Below are 19,035 nucleotides of genomic sequence, written 5' to 3'. Positions count from 1 at the left end.
TCCTTCTTGCATTACTTTATTAATTGTATTTGTATGTTCTTTTTACTAATGCAGGCCTGTTTCTGACCTGTCTTTTATTTTACCCGTTGTTTTACCGGCGCCAGTTCCATCCTGCCCAGTTGGTATAGCATTTTAATATGATCCCAAACGGCAGCCACAAAAGTTTTTTTGATATGGTACGGAATGCCATATTCTTTAGCTGTTTCAGCCACAATGCGCGACAATTTTCTATAATGCACGTGGCAAATATTGGGTAACAAATGGTGCTCTACCTGGTAATTTAGCCCACCTATAAACCAGGAAAAGACCCGGCTGCGAGGTGAGAAATTGCTTGTAGTTGCCAGTTGATGGATAGCCCAGTCATTGGCTATAAGGCCATTTTCATCCGGCACCGGAAACTCCGATGTAGGCATTACGTGTGCCGTCTGAAATACCAGACTGATAGCTATACCGGTAACAAAGTGCATGGTTATAAACGCAAGCACCACCAGCCATGGTGATATCGAAAGCATAATGATCGGAAGTACCAATGTGTAAGAATAATACAGCAGCTTCCAGCCAATTACCTGTAGCATCTCTTTTCTGAACTCTTCCTGCTTGATGAAGCCCATTTTTCTGTATTGCCTCATCTTGATAAAATCCTTCGAAGTAACCCATGAAATGGTAGAGAGCCCGTAAAAAAACCAGATATAGATAAACTGAAATTTATGTAGCCAGTATTTTTTAGCATGAGGTGAAAAGCGCAGAAAAAACGGTGCGCTTATATCATCATCGGCTTCGTCAATATTGGTATAGGTGTGGTGAAGCACATTATGCTGTATCTTCCAGATCGTAGCATTAGCCCCTATCAGGTTGAGCGTATAGACCATGTACTTGTTCACCTTCCTGTTTTTTGAATATGATCCGTGTATAGCATCGTGCATTACACCCATTCCTATTCCCGCCATACCCAGTCCGCTGAGTATATACATGAAAAACAACGCCCAAAGACTAGTTATAAAACCAATGTTTACGATAATCAAAGGCACAAAAAACAGAGAAAGCATAAATATGGTCTTTGTTACCATACTGCCATTACCATACTTGCTGAGATTATTAGTTTTAAAATAATCGTTGACCCGGTTCTTCAACGTTTTAGAAAAATCTGAGCCAGCAGTGTTTGAAAATTTGGGGTTCTTTGTATTGATAATATTGTATTTTGTATTACTTAGTTCTTGTCAGACTCTTGATAATCAAGCGAATGGAATTTTAATTTCTTGTCAACTGATCTTTCAAACTCTTGTGAGTATTAAGTGTCTGATCTACTTGTGGAACTGCGTGTAGGAATTATTGAGATACTTTTGAGAGTGGTCTTAAGATCCTTACATTAGGAACAACACGGTACAAACATAGCACTTATTTTTTAAGTTCAAACGAGACGTTAATCATATTGTAAACAATCCTCACAATACAAAAGTTATTGCCTTGCTCTACTCCTTTACGATTTTAAAAGTTGTTACTCCGGCTTTATCATACACATGCAGCAAATAAATACCCGAAGGCCGGTCAATATTAACCTTCAACTTACGGGATTCATACGAAACCGGCACATTAATAGCCTTACCGGACAGGTCTGTCACCTCCACTTTAAATTTTTTACCCAAACCACCGGTTTCTATGCTTAGCTCCCCATATGTAGGGTTAGGATAAACTTTCACCAGCTCCTGCCCGGGATCTCCTACCCCTAAAGGCGTTACTTCCACACACTCTGATGTAGCCTCGCAACCGCCTTTTGAAACAACTACAGCATAGCTGCCTGACTGCAAAGGTTGATAAGCCTTGCTCACCTCCCCTTCTATATTCATCTGTCCATCAGCACAATTTACCCATTGGTACTCAGCCTCCAGGGCATTACAGACCAGGGTCTGTTCGCTTACCTGTATTGAGGCATCTATGGTTTTTACTTCCACCTGCGTAGTGATCAGGCTATCACAGCCTGTAGCAGTAGTCAATGTGCTGGTGTAAGCAAGGTCACTGGTTATATCTTCTTTTAAGGTGCCATCGGGGAAAGTGTAACTATTGCCGTGGCATACCTCCACTTCTTCCGAAAATTCATAGTATGGCAATACTTGTATGCTGGTAGTAATGAGACTATCGCATTGGAACTCTGTTTTAAAGTGGCTGGTATAAACCGTATCCTCCACAATGTTTTCGAGCTCAGTCTTATCCGCAAATACATAACTTTCCCCGCTACATATTTGCACTTCCTGCTCAGTGTGGTATTTTGGTCTTACGCTGACTGTTGTGGTGATTAGGCTATCGCAATGCTTTGTGGTTTGAAATGTACTCGTATGCACCACTTCGCTACTTATGCCAGTGATTGTGGTACCGTCAGGGAAGGTATAATCTTCTCCACTGCAAACAGCGGCCTCTTGGTCTATTTCGTAGGCTGCATTTACTTTAACTATTGTCGATATCAGACTATCACATCCATGAGTCGTCGTTAATTGGCTTAGATGATTGAAAGCCTCTGAAATATCTGTAGCTATCGTGCCATCGGGGAAAGTGTAATTTTCACCACTGCACACGGAAACCTCCTGCGACCGGCTATAGGTCGGTTTTATCACCAGTGAAGTCACCACCACGCTATCGCAGTTATTTTGAGAAAGGAGGGTGCTGGTGTGTTTGATACTCTCAGTAATATTAGTCCGGACCGTACCATCAGGAAAAGTGAAATCCGAACCGGAGCAAACCGGCTGATCCACATAGGTAGCTGCCAGCTTCGATAAGGCGTTATGCGCATTGAGTACTCCATGGCCATGATACTTATCCCAGCCTGCAACGTCTTCTCCAGGTCGTCCTACCTCATCCATGGCCGTGCTGTATAGTATGCTTTTGATAGAATCAACCGAAAGCCCGCCATTCATTCCCTTGATCAGCGAAATAACCCCCGTCACGTGTGGAGCTGCCTGCGAGGTGCCGCCCCACATGCGGTTGTAGTCGTTATTACCTTTATAATTAAGGCCATAGATGTAGTTTCCCGGGGCTGAGATGTCAATATGACTGCCATAGTTACTACCACTGGCAGCATCATAAAAGAAAGGACTCGACCGGGTATGGTCCGGGTTGGTGGCTCCAACAGCGATTACACTTTCATATCCCGCAGGGTAAAAAACCTGATCACTATCCAGGTTCATCATGCTGGCTACTACAGGCACGCCATTATTTCGGGCGTAGTTCACAGCATCTTTCATGGAAGCAGAATAATTGGTACCACCAACAGACATGTTGATAACATCAGCACCATTATTTACTGCGTAATAAATGCCCGAGATCCAGGTAGAGTAAAGTCCTGAGTTATTTTCATCGAGTATTTTGCATGCCATGAGCTTACATTTCCAGTCCACCCCGGCATACCCGATACCATTGTTACCGGTAGCACCCACAATGCCCGCCACATTGGTACCGTGGCCATGATCATCTACCGGGTCATTATCATTATTCACAAAGTCCCAGCCGTGAATATCGTTGTAGTACCCGTTATCATCATCATCCAGCAGGTTCCCGGCTATTTCGTCGGCATTTACCCAGAGTCTGCCCTCAAATTCCGGGTGGTCCAGTTTTATGCCGGAATCCAAAATTGCCACCACCACACTTGAGTCACCGGTAGTTATGGCCCAGGCTTTTTCCATATCTATATCCGCGCCCTGGATGCTATTGGCTGTTAATGTACCATCATTACTCAGTCCCCATTGGCGATTGTCATAATATTCATCGTTCGGGGTAACCCTGCATGCCGCCCCGCCATAGCCCATGTAGTTAGGTTCAGCATATTCATAAAATCCTGTTTTCATCAATATCCGGATCACGGCATCGACATCAATCTTTTCACCGAAAGTGTACAACACCGGCTGCCGGGCTGCGGACTGACTGTTTCTGGCACTATTGCTGCCATTCGCACCGGGGCTATCCGGCACAAGGCTCTCGGCACTTATTACATTTAACATCCTGTTCAGCTCTCTGATCTGTGGATCATCTATAGAAAGCCTTCCCGCTTGCTGTCGCGATATGTTGATACCCCCACTGAACTTCACGATCAACTGGTTATCCACATAAGCTTTTTTCTCCATGCCTGGTGAAACCTGGGCCACAGCAGTTTTATCCGTGCCCAATACTATTGCGCATACCAAAACCGCCGTTATAAAAAAAGGATTTTGTATAAGTCCCTTCATATCATCTTTATCTGAAAACAAATGTAACCAATATCCTTCCTTGAAAATAGACCCGGAATCTGCTGAATGCGATTTTGAACGGACTGAATGCCAAAGAAGTAGGTAAAGTGACAGAACCATTCTATATGCCATTGAAGCGGTACTCCCAAGTTCTACATATTGATGAGGTACGCCCACAAAAAACAAGCTCCGTAACTGCACTACATTTTTATAATAAAGGGTTGCAAAAATCCATCCATTCAACACATATTCCCATGACAATGTGGTTATTGAATATACTTGCCCCAAATGATTAGTAAGTTTGCACTGATCATTTACCTTTACCTTCGCAACTGTTATGAGTCAACTCGAATTTCAAACGGCTATCGAAGATACACGGCAAACGTGGTTTGTTGATGTTATACTCCCGGTACCTATACCGAAGATGTTCACCTACCGGGTACCCCATGAGATGGATGACCTTGTGCGGATAGGGTGCAGGGTGATCGTTCAGTTTGGTTCAAGAAAAATATTGACGGGCGTGATAGGCAGGATCCATGAGAACCCTCCTGAGAAATATGAGGCCAAATACATCCTGGAGGTGCTCGACGATGAGCCCGTGATCAATGAAATACAGATTTCACTCTTTCAGTGGATAGCCGACTACTACATGTGTACTTTGGGCGAAGTGCTTAACATAGCTCTGCCTACCGGACTGAAACTCAGCAGCGAATCCAAAGTACAGCTTCACCCCCACTTCGACTACTATGAGTCCGACCTGGAGTTTAGCGACAAGGAAACCATAGTACTTGAAACCCTGCTGAAAAACGACAGCCTCAGCTATGGCGAGATAAGCAAACTGCTTAACCAAAAATCGATTTACACCATTATTAAGTCGCTCGTCTACAAGGAAACCATTATCATTTTTGAAGAAGTAAAAGAGAAATACAGGCCCAAGAAAGAGTCCCGGATAAGGTTAAGACCCCAGTGGCTGCCTAAAAATGAGCTTGAAAGAATCTTCGACGAGCTGGCCAACAAACCCAAGCAGGAAGCCATATTGCTTCATTACCTGCAAAATGTGCCGGTTTTCAATCATCCCGAGCTTAACAAAAAGGGGCTGATCAAATCTAGTTTCACCGGTAGTGACTTGTCAGATTCTTCATTGAGAACACTGATCAAGAACGACATTTTTGAAGAGTTTGAGGTCATTGTTTCCAGGTTTGACGCTTACGACAACTCCCTAGCCGAGATTAACCTGACAGAGACCCAGCTAAAAGCCAAAGAAGAAATACTTACCAGCTTTAAAGAAAAAGATGTTACGCTACTCCACGGCATTACCGGAAGTGGAAAGACAGAACTATACATCAGCCTGATCCAGGATGCACTTGAAGGTGGTAGCCAGATCCTATACCTGCTACCGGAAATAGCCCTCACCACCCAGATTGTCAGCCGGCTGCGTAAAATATTCGGGGACAAAATGGGGGTATACCACTCCAAATTCTCTGATAATGAACGTGTCGAGGTATGGAAGGGTGTGCTTTCAGGCCGGTATCAGTTTGTGGTGGGTGTGCGGTCAGCAATATTTTTACCCTTTGACAACCTCGGTCTCATTGTGGTGGATGAAGAGCACGAGTCATCATACAAGCAATACGACCCCGCCCCGAGGTATAATGCCCGGGATATGGCTATGGTGATCGGCAGTCAGCATCATGCCAAGGTACTGCTAGGCTCTGCCACCCCTTCCATGGAATCGCAATATCAGGCCCAGCAGGGCAAATATGGCCTGGTAAAGCTCACCACCCGCTTTGGTGCAGGCCAGCTTCCTGACTTTGTGGTTGCTGATATGATCCGGGAAAAGAATAAAAAGCTATCTAAAGGTGAGTTTTCTTCTGAGCTGATCAATGCCATTAACCAGGCCCTGGAAAAGAAAGAACAGGTGATCGTCTTTCAAAACCGCCGGGGATATTCGCCCTATATCACTTGTGGTGAGTGTGGCTGGATACCCAAATGCAACAGTTGCGCCGTCAGCCTGACTTATCATCAATATAGAAAGGAGCTCAGGTGCCACTACTGCGGGTATAAAGAACCGCTACCCAATACCTGCGAGGCCTGCGGTGCCACACACCTGAAAACCATCGGCTTTGGTACGGAAAAACTGGAAGAAGAAATTTCGCTCCTCTTCCCCCAGGCCCGCGTCCAACGCATGGACCTGGACACCACTCGCAAAAAACGCAGCTACGACACCATCATCTCAGATTTTGAGCAAGGCAACATCGACATACTAGTAGGCACCCAAATGGTAAGTAAAGGACTGGATTTTGACAATGTGAACCTGGTAGGCATCTTCGATATTGACAGGATGTTGCATTTCCCCGATTTCAGGTCTTTTGAGCGTACGTTCCAGCTTTCTACCCAGGTAAGCGGACGGGCAGGCAGAAGGGACAAAAAAGGCAAAGTAGTGATCCAGACCAGGAACACTGAACAGCCTGTACTCAAACAGATCATTACCAATGGCTACGACAGGTTTTACGCCAACGAAATAGCCGAACGCCAGGCACACCATTACCCTCCATTCACTCGCCTGATCGGTGTAATAGTAAAAAACCGTGATGCAAAACTGGCTTCTTTAACGGCCATCAAGTTCGGGAACCTGATTAAAGAAAAACTTGGCACAAAACGTGTGCTAGGCCCGGAGGAACCGGTCATATCGAAGATCAGAAATGAGTACCTGATGGAGCTGATCATCAAACTGGAGAGATCACAGGTAAGTTTATCCAAAGTGAAGCAGGTATTGCTGGAAGCCAGGCTGGACCTGATGCAGGAAAAGGACCTGAAATCTTCCAAAATTATCTTTGACGTAGATCCTTACTAAGCCCATGGCTCATAATCTTATTCTGACATAGACCGTAAACTGGAAATCATTTTATATTTTTGCCGACATTGATGAAAAAAATTACAGACATACTTCTGGCATTGACGCTGGCTACTCTGGCATTGACCGCCATCAGTTGCGAAGAAAACGAGCCGGAGATCACAGGCATAGAACCCTTTTTCAGGATCAAATTCATTAACCAGGACAGCATCTCCACGCTCAACGACAGCATAGCCATTATCAATGCGGAGCTGGAAGCAATTGCAGACAGCCTGGTGGTGATTGATACATTAGAAAACAGGGACGAAGATGCCGATTTCTCTGAAAACAAAGAGGCCCTGAACGCCTATAAGAAGTTATTAAATGAAGACAAAACTGAGCTTAACGCCATCATAACCCTGATCAACTCAGGCAAAGTGCAGGTTACCAGCGTAAGAGCCCAAAATGGTATAGCTACACTGGTGTATGAAGACAGCCTCTCTTTATACAGACTTCCGCTCAACACCAATGCAGATTTCAGCAGGTTTATAGTTACTATAGATGATCAGGAATACTCCCTGGACGCCTATTATACCCGTGAAATCAGGGAGGAAGAACGGTATGTAGTAATAAAGGCTTACGATTTCAACATCCCCGACTATACTCAATTCGACAGTCTGAAAATAAGTCAGCGAGATTCAACTAACTTTTCCAGCAATGAAGCCACTGCTACAGCATATTTTTAGTATTCTACTGCTCTCCCTGCTCTGTCAGGTTAGCTTCGCTCAAGCTGATGTGGATGAGGACGCAGGCACGGCCACTGATACCCTGGTGATTGAAATAGATGCAGGGCCAAGCATTTTTATTGACTACGGAAAGCTATTGACGATACCTACTGATTTTGAAACCAAGTTTGAAGCCGGCCTGTCTTTCAGGTTCAAAAACCGCCTATCTCCTAACATACAGGTAGGTATGGGCAAACTGGAACCCGGAGGAGCCATCAATAATGGTACTTATCTCTCTGAAGGCTGGTATGGAAGAATAGGTATCAACTACCTGATGCCCATAGACAACAAGAGTATGCTATACGCAGGAGCCAAATATGGCATGAGTATGTTTGATGAGAGTGGCACCTATGAAATAGGCAGCGACCTCTGGGATAACTATAAAGATGGATTCAGCTACGAAGGCTTACAAGCTGACTGGTTTGAAGTCATTCTGGGTTCTGAAACCAAGCTGGACAACCACTGGTCAATCGGCGGGTACATTAGTTTAAGGATTTTGAATAAAAGGGATAAGCCCAGTCCCGTTAATACCACGCTCACCCCTATTGATACCTATGCCATCCCTGGTTACGGTCGTGCATTTGACAACACCACACCTGCTGTTAATGTCTACATCCGATTCAGCCTGTAGAGCAGATTAATTAAAATTCCCACTCATCGTTCATCATGCTAATGGCATGGTGAGCAGTAAGGTCGAACAGGCAAGGCACCACCGACACATAATTGTTGGCAATGGACCACTCATCATTGTCCTCACCTTTATCAAAGTTTACAAAGTTACCTGCAAGCCAGAAGTATCTTCTGCCATTGGGGTCATAGCGCTGGTCAAACTCCTCCTGCCACTTGGCACGCGCCTGTCTGCATATTTTGATTCCCTTGATATTTTCATTTCTTTTTGGCGGGAAATTAACATTAAGTGCCACACCTTTAGCCAGTCCCTTTTCCAATACAGTCTGGGTTATTTTTTTCACGTACTCACGCGTATGGGAAAAATCAGCATCAGAAGAATAGTCGCAAAGTGAGAAACCTATGGCAGGCATGCCCTCTATGGCACCTTCTATAGCGGCCGACATCGTACCTGAATACAGAATGCTGATTGAAGTATTGCTACCATGGTTAATGCCACTCACCACCAGGTCCGGGCGTCTGTCTTTCAGCACAAAATGTTTGGCCAGCTTAACACAATCTGCCGGCGTTCCCGAACATTCATAAGCTGTAACATCTCCAAAAATGTCAGTTTCCTCCAGCCTGAGGGTATTACCGATAGTTATGGCGTGCCCCATTCCCGATTGCGGGCTGTCAGGTGCCACTACTACTACCTCACCAAGCTCCTTCATCACCTCAACTAAAGTACGGATTCCTTTTGACGTAATTCCATCGTCATTTGATACTAAGATCAGCGGTCTTTTCATGCGTATATTGTAAGTTTATTCAATCGATGACTGGCAGGCCTATTGCCCTTTCCAATGCTATTCAGTTAAGGTTTTGGTTTAATCTCACCCTCTCCTAAACCCGTCTCCTTACGGATAAGAGCTTATTTAAGGGGTCTTAACTTATAGTACTGCCTACTCCCCAAACAGGGAATTGTAATAAGCCACCAATTTAACAAGATCAGAGCGACGGTCTATACGTATTTTGTTATTTTTAATATACCTTTTTATTTCCGACGATTTTTTGTTCATCACCCACAGCAGGTCCTTCTTCTTGCCGGTAAACTGAATGATAGAACCATCAGGTTTGAGAAAATAATGGGTGTAGACCAGTTCAAGCCGGGTATAGGTGCCGGCCATAGAGTAAGGATAATTGGCCACCTGGTACTCGATGGCCTCGCGGCTGAGCAAAGACAGGTGCTCTCCGGTGTAAAGCACTTCAAACATCACCGGTGCCTTATAATTGCTTTTCACATTATAAGGAATGGCATAGAACTGCCTGTAGCGGTTTACTGTTTTATCAAAAATTTCAAAGAAAAGAAGCTTGCGGGCAGTAAAAGCCTTAACGGTCTGGTTATCTCTGGTAAACTGCACAAGGTCCGTTTCCAGATTGTACTTTACCTGCCCTACAAGAGTATCTCCCTCCAATAATACTAACTTTCCATCGTGCCATACTTCAGAAGGAAAAACCTGGGCCAGGCCAAAATGACCTGATAAGTAAAGTATTGCAATCAGAAAAAGTTTTCTCACGTATTATCCTTTATCTTTTAAAATTTGATGGCCCATCTTGTCACGCTTTGTTTTAAGATATGTGTGGTTATGTACATTGGGGACCATTTCTATAGCTACATTTTCCACAATTTCCAGACCATATCCAATTAATCCAACACGTTTTTTTGGATTATTAGATATCAGCCTGATTTTATGAATGTTAAGATCTCTCAATATCTGGGCGCCGATACCATAGTCACGCTGATCCATTTCAAAGCCCAGTTTCAGGTTGGCCTCAACAGTGTCAAGCCCTTCTTCCTGTAGTTTGTAAGCCCTTAACTTATTAACCAGACCAATGCCTCTGCCCTCCTGGTTCATATAAAGAACCACGCCTTTACCTTCTTTCTCTACCATCTGCATAGCTCCATGCAATTGTCCGCCACAGTCGCAGCGGCAGGAGCCAAATATATCACCGGTCACGCATGAGGAGTGTACCCGAACCAGTACAGGCTCATCGGCATCCCACTCGCCTTTTACCAAAGCCAGGTGGTTATCACCCGTATTGGTTTGCTCATAAGCGATCAGTTTAAAGTCACCAAACTCGGTGGGCATATGTACATCTTCCACTTTGCGCTGGATAAGGCTTTCTTTCTCTACACGGTAAGTGATCAGGTCCTGTATGGAAACCAGCTTAAGATTGAAACGCTCGGCTACATGAACCAGGTCAGGTAGACGGGCCATGCTGCCATCTTCATTCATGATCTCTACCAGTACACCTGCAGGCCTGAAACCTGCCAGTCTGGCGAAATCGATTGCAGCTTCAGTATGTCCAGCCCTTCTCAGCACACCGCCTCTTTTGGCCCTTAGCGGAAATATATGGCCGGGCTTGCCCAGTTCTTCGGGATCAGTTTCAGGGTCAGCCAGCGCTTTGATAGTCTTGAACCTGTCATGCGCAGAGATACCTGTAGTACATCCATGACCAATAAGATCTACCGAAACCGTAAAAGGTGTTTCAAAGGCAGCGGTATTTCGGCCCACCATCAATTCAAGCCCTAACTCCTCGCAACGATCCTCAACCAAAGGCACACAGATCAGGCCGCGGCCGTGTGTTGCCATAAAGTTTACGATCTCCGGGGTAATGCACTCGGCGGCACATATGAAGTCACCTTCGTTTTCCCGGTCCTCATCATCTACTACGATGATCACTTTCCCATTTTTTACATCTTCGAGGGCTTCCTCAATAGTGTTTAATTTAATTTTATCCTGGCTCATTAATCCCTAATATTTTGACAAAAATAGGTCTTTTCACTTACGTAAAAAAACTTTCCACTTCTTCAACAACTTATCACTCTCTGACGTTCGTACGAGTATTTAATTCAATAGGTTGGCTCCCGGCAAAACTTCTTTGTGCAAGCAGTCAGTATATCAGCGGGATACTACTATACCCAGGACTTTGGCAATCTCCATTTCGGATTTTTTCAGCTCTCCATGTATTTTGAAATAACGTTCCTGCTCTTCTTCCTCCTTCGCATCTTTCATTTTAGCCAGGTTATCGGTTATGAGCTTCTGTACCACGCGGAACTTAAGCCTGAGCACATTGGTGAAAACCACATTTTCCAGGATGTCGTGTTCATGGGGCACAAATATCTGGAACTTATCATTCCAGTTAGGACTCACTTCATGCCTTTCGGTAAGCAGGTTTACCACTTCATTCTTTATTTCAGTTGAGCAGTGATTGATGAAAAAGTGGCTATCCACCACCCTGCCCTCCGCAAGCTCCCTTTTAAATATCTCCAGTATTTCCTTGTAAACCGGCGTGGTAAATTCTATGTCTTCCAACTGTTCGAAAAGATAGTTGTAGAGCCTGTACTCCTCTTCTATTTCATTGAAACCATAGTTGATCAACAGCCTGATGCTCTCCCTCTCCTGGATCTTAACGATTTTGGAATGATCAAGGGTTTTGCTCTCCGCAGGGCCATCCATAAGCTCCTGAAGCATTTCAGTGGTGGTAGCCTGCTGCTCCTGCTCCTTGCCCTTTTTACGCTTCTGGTTGATCAGCAGCTTGTTCATCTCCGACAAAAGCACCCCTTCATCAATATCCAGCACCGAAGAGGTCTCCTTGATATAGATGGCACGCTTTATCGGGTCAGGGATCTTGGTGATACTGCTGACGATCTCTTTGATGGACTCGGCCTTCCTGATCGGGTCACGGGCAGCTTCTTCAGCATACAAGCCTGCTTTGAAGGTAATGAGGTCGCGGGAGTTTTCTTTCAGGTACTTTTTAAACTCCGAAGTACCCAGCTTTCGCGAATAACTGTCCGGGTCCTCTCCTTCCGGGAATACTACCACCCGAACATTAAGCCCGGCCTCCAGGATCATATCCACCCCGCGCAATGCAGCCATCAGTCCGGCTGTATCTCCGTCAAATAATACCGTAATATTATCCGTAAACCTCCTGATCAGCCTGATCTGGTCATCGGTAAGTGATGTACCGGAGGAAGACACCACATTCTCTATATCAGACTGATGCATCGAAATTACATCAGTATAGCCTTCTACAAGGTAGCAATTGTCCTGCTGGCGAATGGCCTGCTTGCCCTGAAAGAGACCGTAAAGGATTTTGCTTTTATGGTATACATCGGTCTCGGGCGAGTTGAGGTACTTCGGTTTGGCATCCTTCTTTAAAGTACGCGCCCCAAAAGCTACAACTTTACCGGTAACATTGTGTATGGGAAAAATAACGCGGCCGCGAAAACGATCATATTTCTTTCCATCGTCTTTCCGCACCAGGAGTCCTGCCTTTTTGAGGATATCCTCATTATAGGCATTTTTAAGCGCTTTCTGTGTAAGGGCGTCCCATTGGTCAAGGCTGTAGCCAAGCTCAAACTTCTCAATGGTCTTCTCCGTAAAGCCCCGCTCCCTGAAATAGCTCAGGCCTATGGATTGCCCCTCTTCATGCTTCTTTAAAGTCTCCTTAAAATACTCATTGGCAAAATTGAGCACTATAAAAAGGCTGTCCCGCTCATTTTGCTGCCGTACCTGGTCGTCACTCTGCTCTTCTTCCTGTACTTCTATACCGTACTTTTGCGCCAGATGCTTAATAGCTTCAATATAAGTAAGGCCATCGTGCTCCTCTACAAATGAGATAGCATCACCTGCCTTGCCACACCCAAAGCACTTATATATGCCTTTGGCCGGTGATATGGAAAATGAAGGCGTTTTTTCATCATGAAAAGGACAGCATGCCCAGAGGTTTTGCCCTTTTCTTTTAAGACTCACATAATCAGACACGACCTCCTCGATATCCATCCGGTCCTTAACTTGCTGTATCGTAGCCTGGTTGATCAAGATTATTTATTTAGTGAACCTCAAAGATAGTTAAAACGATCATCGCCCAAAACAATAGTCAAACAACTATTTTTGTCGTATAAATGTTACTAAAAGCAAAACATATAAGCTAAATTGCAAGCTGAAATTTTAATTCGATTTTGAAGGGAAGATTTTAATGAAATATACAGAAGCTGATATACTGAAAGCGTTATCAACGGTAGATGATCCTGATCTTAAAAAGGATCTGGTAACGCTCAATATGATCAAGGATATAGAGGTGTTTAGCGACTCGGTAAAGTTTACCGTAGTATTGACCACACCGGCCTGTCCGCTAAAGGAATTAATCAAAAACAATTGTATAGACGCTATACACGAGCATGTGGATAAGGACCTTGAAGTAGAGGTGGTGATGACGTCCAATGTAACTACCACACGCAGCAGTGCTCCGTTACTCCCCAATGTAAAAAATATCATCGCGGTAGCTTCCGGTAAAGGCGGAGTAGGTAAATCTACTGTGGCCGCCAATCTGGCAGTAGCGTTATCACAGGAAGGTGCCAAAGTGGGTATCATTGATGCCGATATTTACGGCCCGTCCGTACCTACCATGTTCAATTGCGAGCATGAGCAGCCAAGTGTAAAGCAGATCAATGGTAAAAATGTGATCGTGCCCCTTGAACAGTATGGTGTAAAGCTGATCTCTATTGGCTTCCTTACCCCTGCTGATAATGCGGTGATCTGGAGAGGCCCTATGGCCAGCTCAGCACTAAAGCAGTTTATTGCCGATACCGACTGGGGAGAACTTGACTACCTGATCATTGACCTGCCTCCGGGCACGAGCGATATCCACCTGACTTTGGTACAAACCGTACCGGTAACCGGTGCAGTGATCGTGACCACTCCTCAAAAAGTGGCGCTGGCTGATGCCCAAAAGGGACTTGCCATGTTTAAACAACCCCAAATAAACGTTCCTGTTTTGGGTATTGTGGAAAATATGGCCTACTTTACTCCAGAAGAGCTGCCAAACAACAAATATTACCTGTTTGGCGAAGGTGGAGGGCTGAACTTATCGGAAAAATTCGATGTTCCCTTACTTGGACAAATACCGATAGTTCAAAGCATTCGCGAAAGCGGAGACAACGGGTACCCTGCCGTAATGAAAGAAGGTGTTACCCAGAAAGCATTTACCGATCTGGCTGAAACCCTGGCAAGACAGGTAGCCATAAGAAATGCTAATTTTGATAAGACCAAAACGGTAGAATTTAAAGTATAGTTAAATGGAATCCACGAATACATTATCTATGGAAGATATCACTACCAGAATTGACCAGGCCCTGGACAACATCAGGCCTTATCTGGAAACTGATGGTGGCAACGTGAAAATACTGGAGGTGACTGATGACCTGGTAGTAAAACTGGAGTTGTTGGGTGCCTGTGGTTCATGCCCCATGTCCACGATGACCTTAAAGGCGGGAGTAGAAGAAGCGATCAGAAGGGCTGTACCTCAGGTTAAAGCTGTAGAGGCCGTCAATATAACTCATCCTGACGACCCCCATGCGAAATTACCTGATAACATGTTATAAAGCCTGAACCGTTAACTTCTATTGGACCTGAAAAAGAAAAGTAAAATATCATCAACAACAAAGAGCCTGTTCATAGCAGGCTTTTTGTTATGTATATCAACCTTGCTGCAGTCCCATCTTTACGCCCAACGCTGCGCCACCGTTGAATACCAGAAAATAAGACAGCAAAAACACCCTCACTTACACTCAGAGGAAGAATTTGAAAACTGGCTGAAAAAGAAAATACAAGAAAGGAAAGCCGCCCTGGAAAAAGGCATTGCCAGAGAGGACGCCACGGTCTACACCATACCGGTAGTCGTCCACGTGATCCATAATGGTGAAATGCTCGGGATCGGGGGCAATATCCCTGACGACCAGATCATTTCACAAATTGAGGTGCTAACAGAAGATTTCCGCAGGACCAATGCCGATGCCTCCAACACCCCGGCGATGTTCCTTCCCGTAGCTTCGGATGTTGAACTTGAGTTTGCCCTGGCCCAGCGCGATCCTGAGGGCTTGCCTACATCCGGCATTGTAAGGATAAATGGCGGGCGTTCTCAATGGGACCTGGCCGATAACTACGAACTTAAAAGCCTCAGCTTATGGGCACCGGAAGATTATCTCAACATCTGGGTTACCGACCTTAGCGGAAGCTACCTGGGGTACGCACAATTTCCAACTACAGACCTGCTTAACGGGCTGGATGCTGCCAGTGCAAGCAGGTATACCGATGGTGTGGTGATAGACTACCGGGCCTTTGGCTCAGTTGAGAAGTACCCTCCTGCCAGCGTGATCAACGCCTATAACCTTGGCCGCACCACAACCCACGAAGTTGGCCATTATTTTGGCTTAAGGCACATTTGGGGCGATGACAGCGGCGGATGCTCCTTGTCTGATTTTGTAGACGACACGCCAAACCAGGGAGGAAGTACCTCCGGATGCCCTGACTCAAACCCCACATCATGCTCTTCAGTTGATATGATCCAGAATTACATGGACTACACCAACGATGCCTGCATGAACCTCTTCACCGAAGACCAGAAAACCCGGATGAGGACGATCCTGGACAATAGCCCAAGACGCGCCAGCCTCAGAAACTCCAAAGGCGCAATACCACCGGAAACAGTCAGCAATGATTTGGGCATCAGAAATGTAGTAAGCCCTCTGTATAGTGCTTGCGCAGGTACTGCCACTCCTACGTTGGCAATAAGAAATTATGGCAGCAATACTATTACTTCTGCTGAAATAACCATTCAGATCAATGGAGGGCCTGTAGATGCTACTACTTTTGTGTTAAATCTCGCCCCTTTGGAAATTGACACGGTGGAGTTTGATCCGGCGAACCTCGATATAACCGGTGACTATACCATTACCTACGAGATAACTGCCGTTAATGGCGGTGCTGATGGCAATGCAGACAATGATCAGGTTACAACAGTTGTCGAGGTCCCTGAATCCATAAACATTCCTATTGAAGAGAATTTTAATACGCTCGCTTCGGGAGAGATTCCTGCTCAGTGGACTGTCCAAAACCCTGACGGCCAGAAGACGTGGGAAGCAAGAACGAATGTACCTAATGGGGAAGGCTCAGAGAATACCGCACTTTATGTCAATTTTTACGACTATGAGGTTGAAGGGGATTACGACACCCTGATAACACCAGTCCTTGACCTTTCTTCCGTTACTTTTGCCATACTTTCTTTCGACCGTGCCTACGCTCAATACCCACAGATAGACGCCGACGGCCTGATCATCAAAGTATCGACCAACTGCGGTCAGTCTTACGATTACACCCTCTTCGAAAGCTATGGCAGCGAATTGGCTACGGCCAATGAAACTTCCAGCTCCTACTTTCCATCGGGCCTGTCTGACTGGAAAAAGGAATGTCTGATCCTCGATGACTTTTTAGGAAATTCCAATGTAAGGATAGCCTTCATAGCCCGAAACGGCTATGGTAATAACCTTTATATTGACAATATCACTATCAACGACAGTAACAACACCAATGACCGAAAAGACCTTGCGCTTATTGACCTTTCGCGCCCGTCAAAGGTAGTTTGTCCTCAGGAAGTTGCACCAACCGTTCTGGTTAAAAACCAGGGTTGCACCATTGAAAAACAATTCACACTCAATTACCAGTTTGACTTCGGTCAGCTCGTCACCAGTGAAATCGCAATAGATACATTCAAGCCGGGGCAAACGGCTGAGGTAGTGTTGCCCAGCCAGACTTTTGCTCTTGGGGAGCATGTTTATAATATAGAACTTTCCGGCTCCAATGATATCAACACCTCCAACAATACCCTGTCAGGTGCATTTTATGTGAATGATGAAAAAGACGAGCTGCCGATCAGAGAGAATTTCGAAAACTTTAGTTCTTCGGGTTGGGTAGCGGTCAATGACATTGGCAATGTGGTATCGTGGCGACTTGAAGAAACGGACAGAGGTAACTCATTGTTTCTGGCAGGCTCAGGGCAGGAAGGCTGGCTAGTGAGTCCCGCACTGGCTTTCACCACCGCAGACCAGGCCCTGCTGTCTTTTGACCTGGCTTACTCGTACTCTAAAGGTTCCAAAGACGGCCTAACCATTCTCGTGAGTACCGATTGCGGAGTCAGTTATGAAGAAGAGGTTTTCAGCAGGTTCGGTGAAGAGCTGGGTACAGGTACTTTCACCAGCACTCCACGGGCAGATTCAGTCTGGTCGCGCATAGATGTAAACCTCGCCGAGTACCTGCAGGAAGATGACCTGCGGATTGCCTTCATCGTAACGAAAGACAGCGACAGCAATATTTACCTGGACAACATCCAGACCTTTGTGACCAAACATGAGGTAACAAGAGACCTGATCTATCCTAATCCGGCGCCCGGAGGTATTTTTAATATTTCATTTGATCTGCCTGAAAAGGAAACCGTTGAGATAGGTATATACGATTCCCGCGGGCAGGTTATTGGACACAGAGTCTTTGATAATACTTTAAACCAGACGTACACCTTTGATTATGGCCATGCGGCACAGGGTATATACTTTGCCAAGGTAGTGGGCGAATCTTTTTCCTACACAAAAATAATTTGGCTGTTACGTTGATACCCGGAGTTGTTTTATATTTGGCCCAACTGTTATAATCTCATTACGATCCATGGATAAAAAGCAAACCGTAGCCATTCTTTTTGGCGGCAAGTCCGTTGAGCACCAAATCTCAATTAACTCAGCCAAAAATGTTTTTGAATTTATTGATAAGGAGAAGTACGAACCGGTACTTATTGGTATATCTCAAAAAGGTGAGTGGTTTTTAAAGAAAGAGGTTAACGGAGACTTCACTTCCGAGGATTCCCTTAAGCTTAACCTGAATGCAGAAAAAGGTGGCTTTTTTAACAGCCACGACGGCAGCACGCTGGTTCCTGACCTTGTGTTTCCCGTACTCCATGGTACTGATGGCGAGGATGGCAGCATTCAGGGACTTCTGCGCGTTATCAATGTACCCTTTGTTGGCACCGGGGTTTTGGGTTCAGCCATCTCTATGAGCAAGCTATACTCTAAAAGGTTGCTGCAATCTGCCGGTATACCGGTAAGCAAATATGTCTCTTTTGATTACCATGAAAAGGAAAAGATAACTTTTCAGCGATTAAAGGATGAACTGGGACTGCCCTTTATGGCCAAAGCCGCCAATTTGGGTTCTTCAGTTGGAGTCCATAAAGTAAAATCTGAAGAAGGTTTCAATCACGCCGTAGCTGATGTTTTCAATTTTGATAGCACCATCATTTTTGAGCAATATATAAAAGGCCGCGAATTGGAGTGCGCAGTGATGGGCAATGAAAAGCCCGAAGCTTCACTGCCCGGTGAGATTGTGATAAGCCAGAATTATGATTTTTATACCTACGAAGCCAAATACCTCGATCCTGAAGCCGTGAAACTTGAAATACCGGCAAATGTAAATACACAGATTGCAAAAGAGATCCAGGAGCTGTCTATCAAAAGCTACCTGGCCCTCAAGTGTGAAGACTTTGCCAGAGTAGACCTCTTTTTAAAAGAAAACGGTGACATCATCATCAATGAGATCAATACCATTCCCGGGTTTACCAATTCCAGTATGTTCCCTATGATGTGGAAAGAGCGTGGTATTTCATTTACCAACCTGATCACCAAACTGATAGAAATGGCACTCAGGCGCTTTGAAAGAAGCCA

13 protein-coding genes are annotated in these 19,035 nt (G+C 45.1%); 7 read left to right on the top strand and 6 right to left on the bottom strand.

Annotation, left to right across the window (positions count from 1 at the left end; translation table 11 throughout):
• Positions 1-74: 74 nt before the first annotated feature.
• Both E1163_RS13680 and E1163_RS13675 read right to left on the bottom strand, forming a co-directional pair.
• Complete coding sequence (locus E1163_RS13680; RefSeq protein ID WP_246223665.1) at positions 75-1,130, bottom strand: fatty acid desaturase family protein; 1,056 nt, start codon at positions 1,128-1,130, stop codon at positions 75-77.
• Positions 1,131-1,469: 339 nt separating this feature from the next.
• Complete coding sequence (locus tag E1163_RS13675) at positions 1,470-4,211, bottom strand: S8 family peptidase (RefSeq protein ID WP_185156085.1); 2,742 nt, start codon at positions 4,209-4,211, stop codon at positions 1,470-1,472.
• A 337-nt stretch (positions 4,212-4,548) separates the two neighbouring features.
• Between E1163_RS13675 and priA the strand changes: the two genes are divergently transcribed.
• From priA to E1163_RS13660, 3 genes are all read left to right on the top strand, one after another.
• Positions 4,549-7,062, top strand: coding sequence for a replication restart helicase PriA (gene priA, locus E1163_RS13670; protein ID WP_155172708.1), 2,514 nt, complete (start codon positions 4,549-4,551; stop codon positions 7,060-7,062).
• Positions 7,063-7,133: 71 nt separating this feature from the next.
• The gene (locus tag E1163_RS13665) at positions 7,134-7,787 is read left to right on the top strand and encodes a hypothetical protein (protein WP_155172706.1); all 654 of its coding nucleotides are present in this window, start codon (positions 7,134-7,136) and stop codon (positions 7,785-7,787) included.
• Positions 7,759-8,457, top strand: a complete 699-nt coding sequence (locus tag E1163_RS13660; protein ID WP_155172704.1) for a DUF6048 family protein — start codon at positions 7,759-7,761, stop codon at positions 8,455-8,457. Before E1163_RS13665 ends, E1163_RS13660 begins: the two co-directional genes overlap by 29 nt.
• A gap of 10 nt (positions 8,458-8,467) precedes the next feature.
• Here the strand turns inward: E1163_RS13660 and surE are convergent, their stop codons facing one another.
• The 4 genes from surE to dnaG all read right to left on the bottom strand — a co-directional run bounded on the left by surE (position 8,468) and on the right by dnaG (position 13,315).
• On the bottom strand, positions 8,468-9,238 hold the full coding sequence (surE, locus tag E1163_RS13655) for a 5'/3'-nucleotidase SurE (RefSeq protein WP_155172702.1): 771 nt from the start codon (positions 9,236-9,238) through the stop codon (positions 8,468-8,470).
• 153 nt (positions 9,239-9,391) lie between these two features.
• Positions 9,392-10,006 (bottom strand): hypothetical protein, encoded by a 615-nt coding sequence (locus E1163_RS13650; RefSeq protein ID WP_155172700.1) that lies wholly within the window; start codon positions 10,004-10,006, stop codon positions 9,392-9,394.
• A 3-nt stretch (positions 10,007-10,009) separates the two neighbouring features.
• Positions 10,010-11,239 (bottom strand): bifunctional 3,4-dihydroxy-2-butanone-4-phosphate synthase/GTP cyclohydrolase II, encoded by a 1,230-nt coding sequence (locus E1163_RS13645; protein ID WP_155172698.1) that lies wholly within the window; start codon positions 11,237-11,239, stop codon positions 10,010-10,012.
• Positions 11,240-11,392: 153 nt separating this feature from the next.
• Entirely contained in the window at positions 11,393-13,315 is a 1,923-nt protein-coding gene (gene dnaG, locus E1163_RS13640) for a DNA primase (RefSeq protein ID WP_155172696.1), read from the bottom strand.
• A gap of 157 nt (positions 13,316-13,472) precedes the next feature.
• Here dnaG and E1163_RS13635 point away from each other — a divergent pair, with 157 nt between their 5' ends.
• The 4 genes from E1163_RS13635 to E1163_RS13620 form a co-directional block, all read left to right on the top strand.
• The gene (locus tag E1163_RS13635; protein WP_155172694.1) at positions 13,473-14,567 is read left to right on the top strand and encodes an Mrp/NBP35 family ATP-binding protein; all 1,095 of its coding nucleotides are present in this window, start codon (positions 13,473-13,475) and stop codon (positions 14,565-14,567) included.
• Between the two features lie 4 nt (positions 14,568-14,571).
• The gene (locus E1163_RS13630) at positions 14,572-14,877 is read left to right on the top strand and encodes a NifU family protein (protein WP_155172692.1); all 306 of its coding nucleotides are present in this window, start codon (positions 14,572-14,574) and stop codon (positions 14,875-14,877) included.
• A 102-nt stretch (positions 14,878-14,979) separates the two neighbouring features.
• Positions 14,980-17,937, top strand: a complete 2,958-nt coding sequence (locus E1163_RS13625; RefSeq protein ID WP_155172690.1) for a T9SS-dependent choice-of-anchor J family protein — start codon at positions 14,980-14,982, stop codon at positions 17,935-17,937.
• Between the two features lie 52 nt (positions 17,938-17,989).
• Positions 17,990-19,035: D-alanine--D-alanine ligase family protein (locus tag E1163_RS13620; protein WP_155172688.1), on the top strand; the 1,046-nt coding region annotated here is incomplete at its 3' end.

This window comes from Fulvivirga kasyanovii, from assembly GCF_009711405.1.
Lineage (GTDB): Bacteria > Bacteroidota > Bacteroidia > Cytophagales > Cyclobacteriaceae > Fulvivirga > Fulvivirga kasyanovii.
The sequence above is the reverse complement of the archived record's forward strand: the minus strand, read 5'-3'. Positions and strand labels throughout refer to the sequence as shown.

Bases quoted from the DNA above. Each gene is read 5' to 3' on its own strand.
- E1163_RS13675 (WP_185156085.1), bottom strand. From the start codon at position 4,211: ATGAAGGGACTTATACAAAATCCTTTTTTTATAACGGCGGTTTTGGTA.
- priA (WP_155172708.1), top strand. From the start codon at position 4,549: ATGAGTCAACTCGAATTTCAAACGGCTATCGAAGATACACGGCAAACG.
- E1163_RS13665 (WP_155172706.1), top strand. From the start codon at position 7,134: ATGAAAAAAATTACAGACATACTTCTGGCATTGACGCTGGCTACTCTG.
- E1163_RS13660 (WP_155172704.1), top strand. From the start codon at position 7,759: ATGAAGCCACTGCTACAGCATATTTTTAGTATTCTACTGCTCTCCCTG.
- surE (WP_155172702.1), bottom strand. From the start codon at position 9,238: ATGAAAAGACCGCTGATCTTAGTATCAAATGACGATGGAATTACGTCA.
- E1163_RS13645 (WP_155172698.1), bottom strand. From the start codon at position 11,239: ATGAGCCAGGATAAAATTAAATTAAACACTATTGAGGAAGCCCTCGAA.
- E1163_RS13635 (WP_155172694.1), top strand. From the start codon at position 13,473: ATGAAATATACAGAAGCTGATATACTGAAAGCGTTATCAACGGTAGAT.
- E1163_RS13630 (WP_155172692.1), top strand. From the start codon at position 14,572: ATGGAATCCACGAATACATTATCTATGGAAGATATCACTACCAGAATT.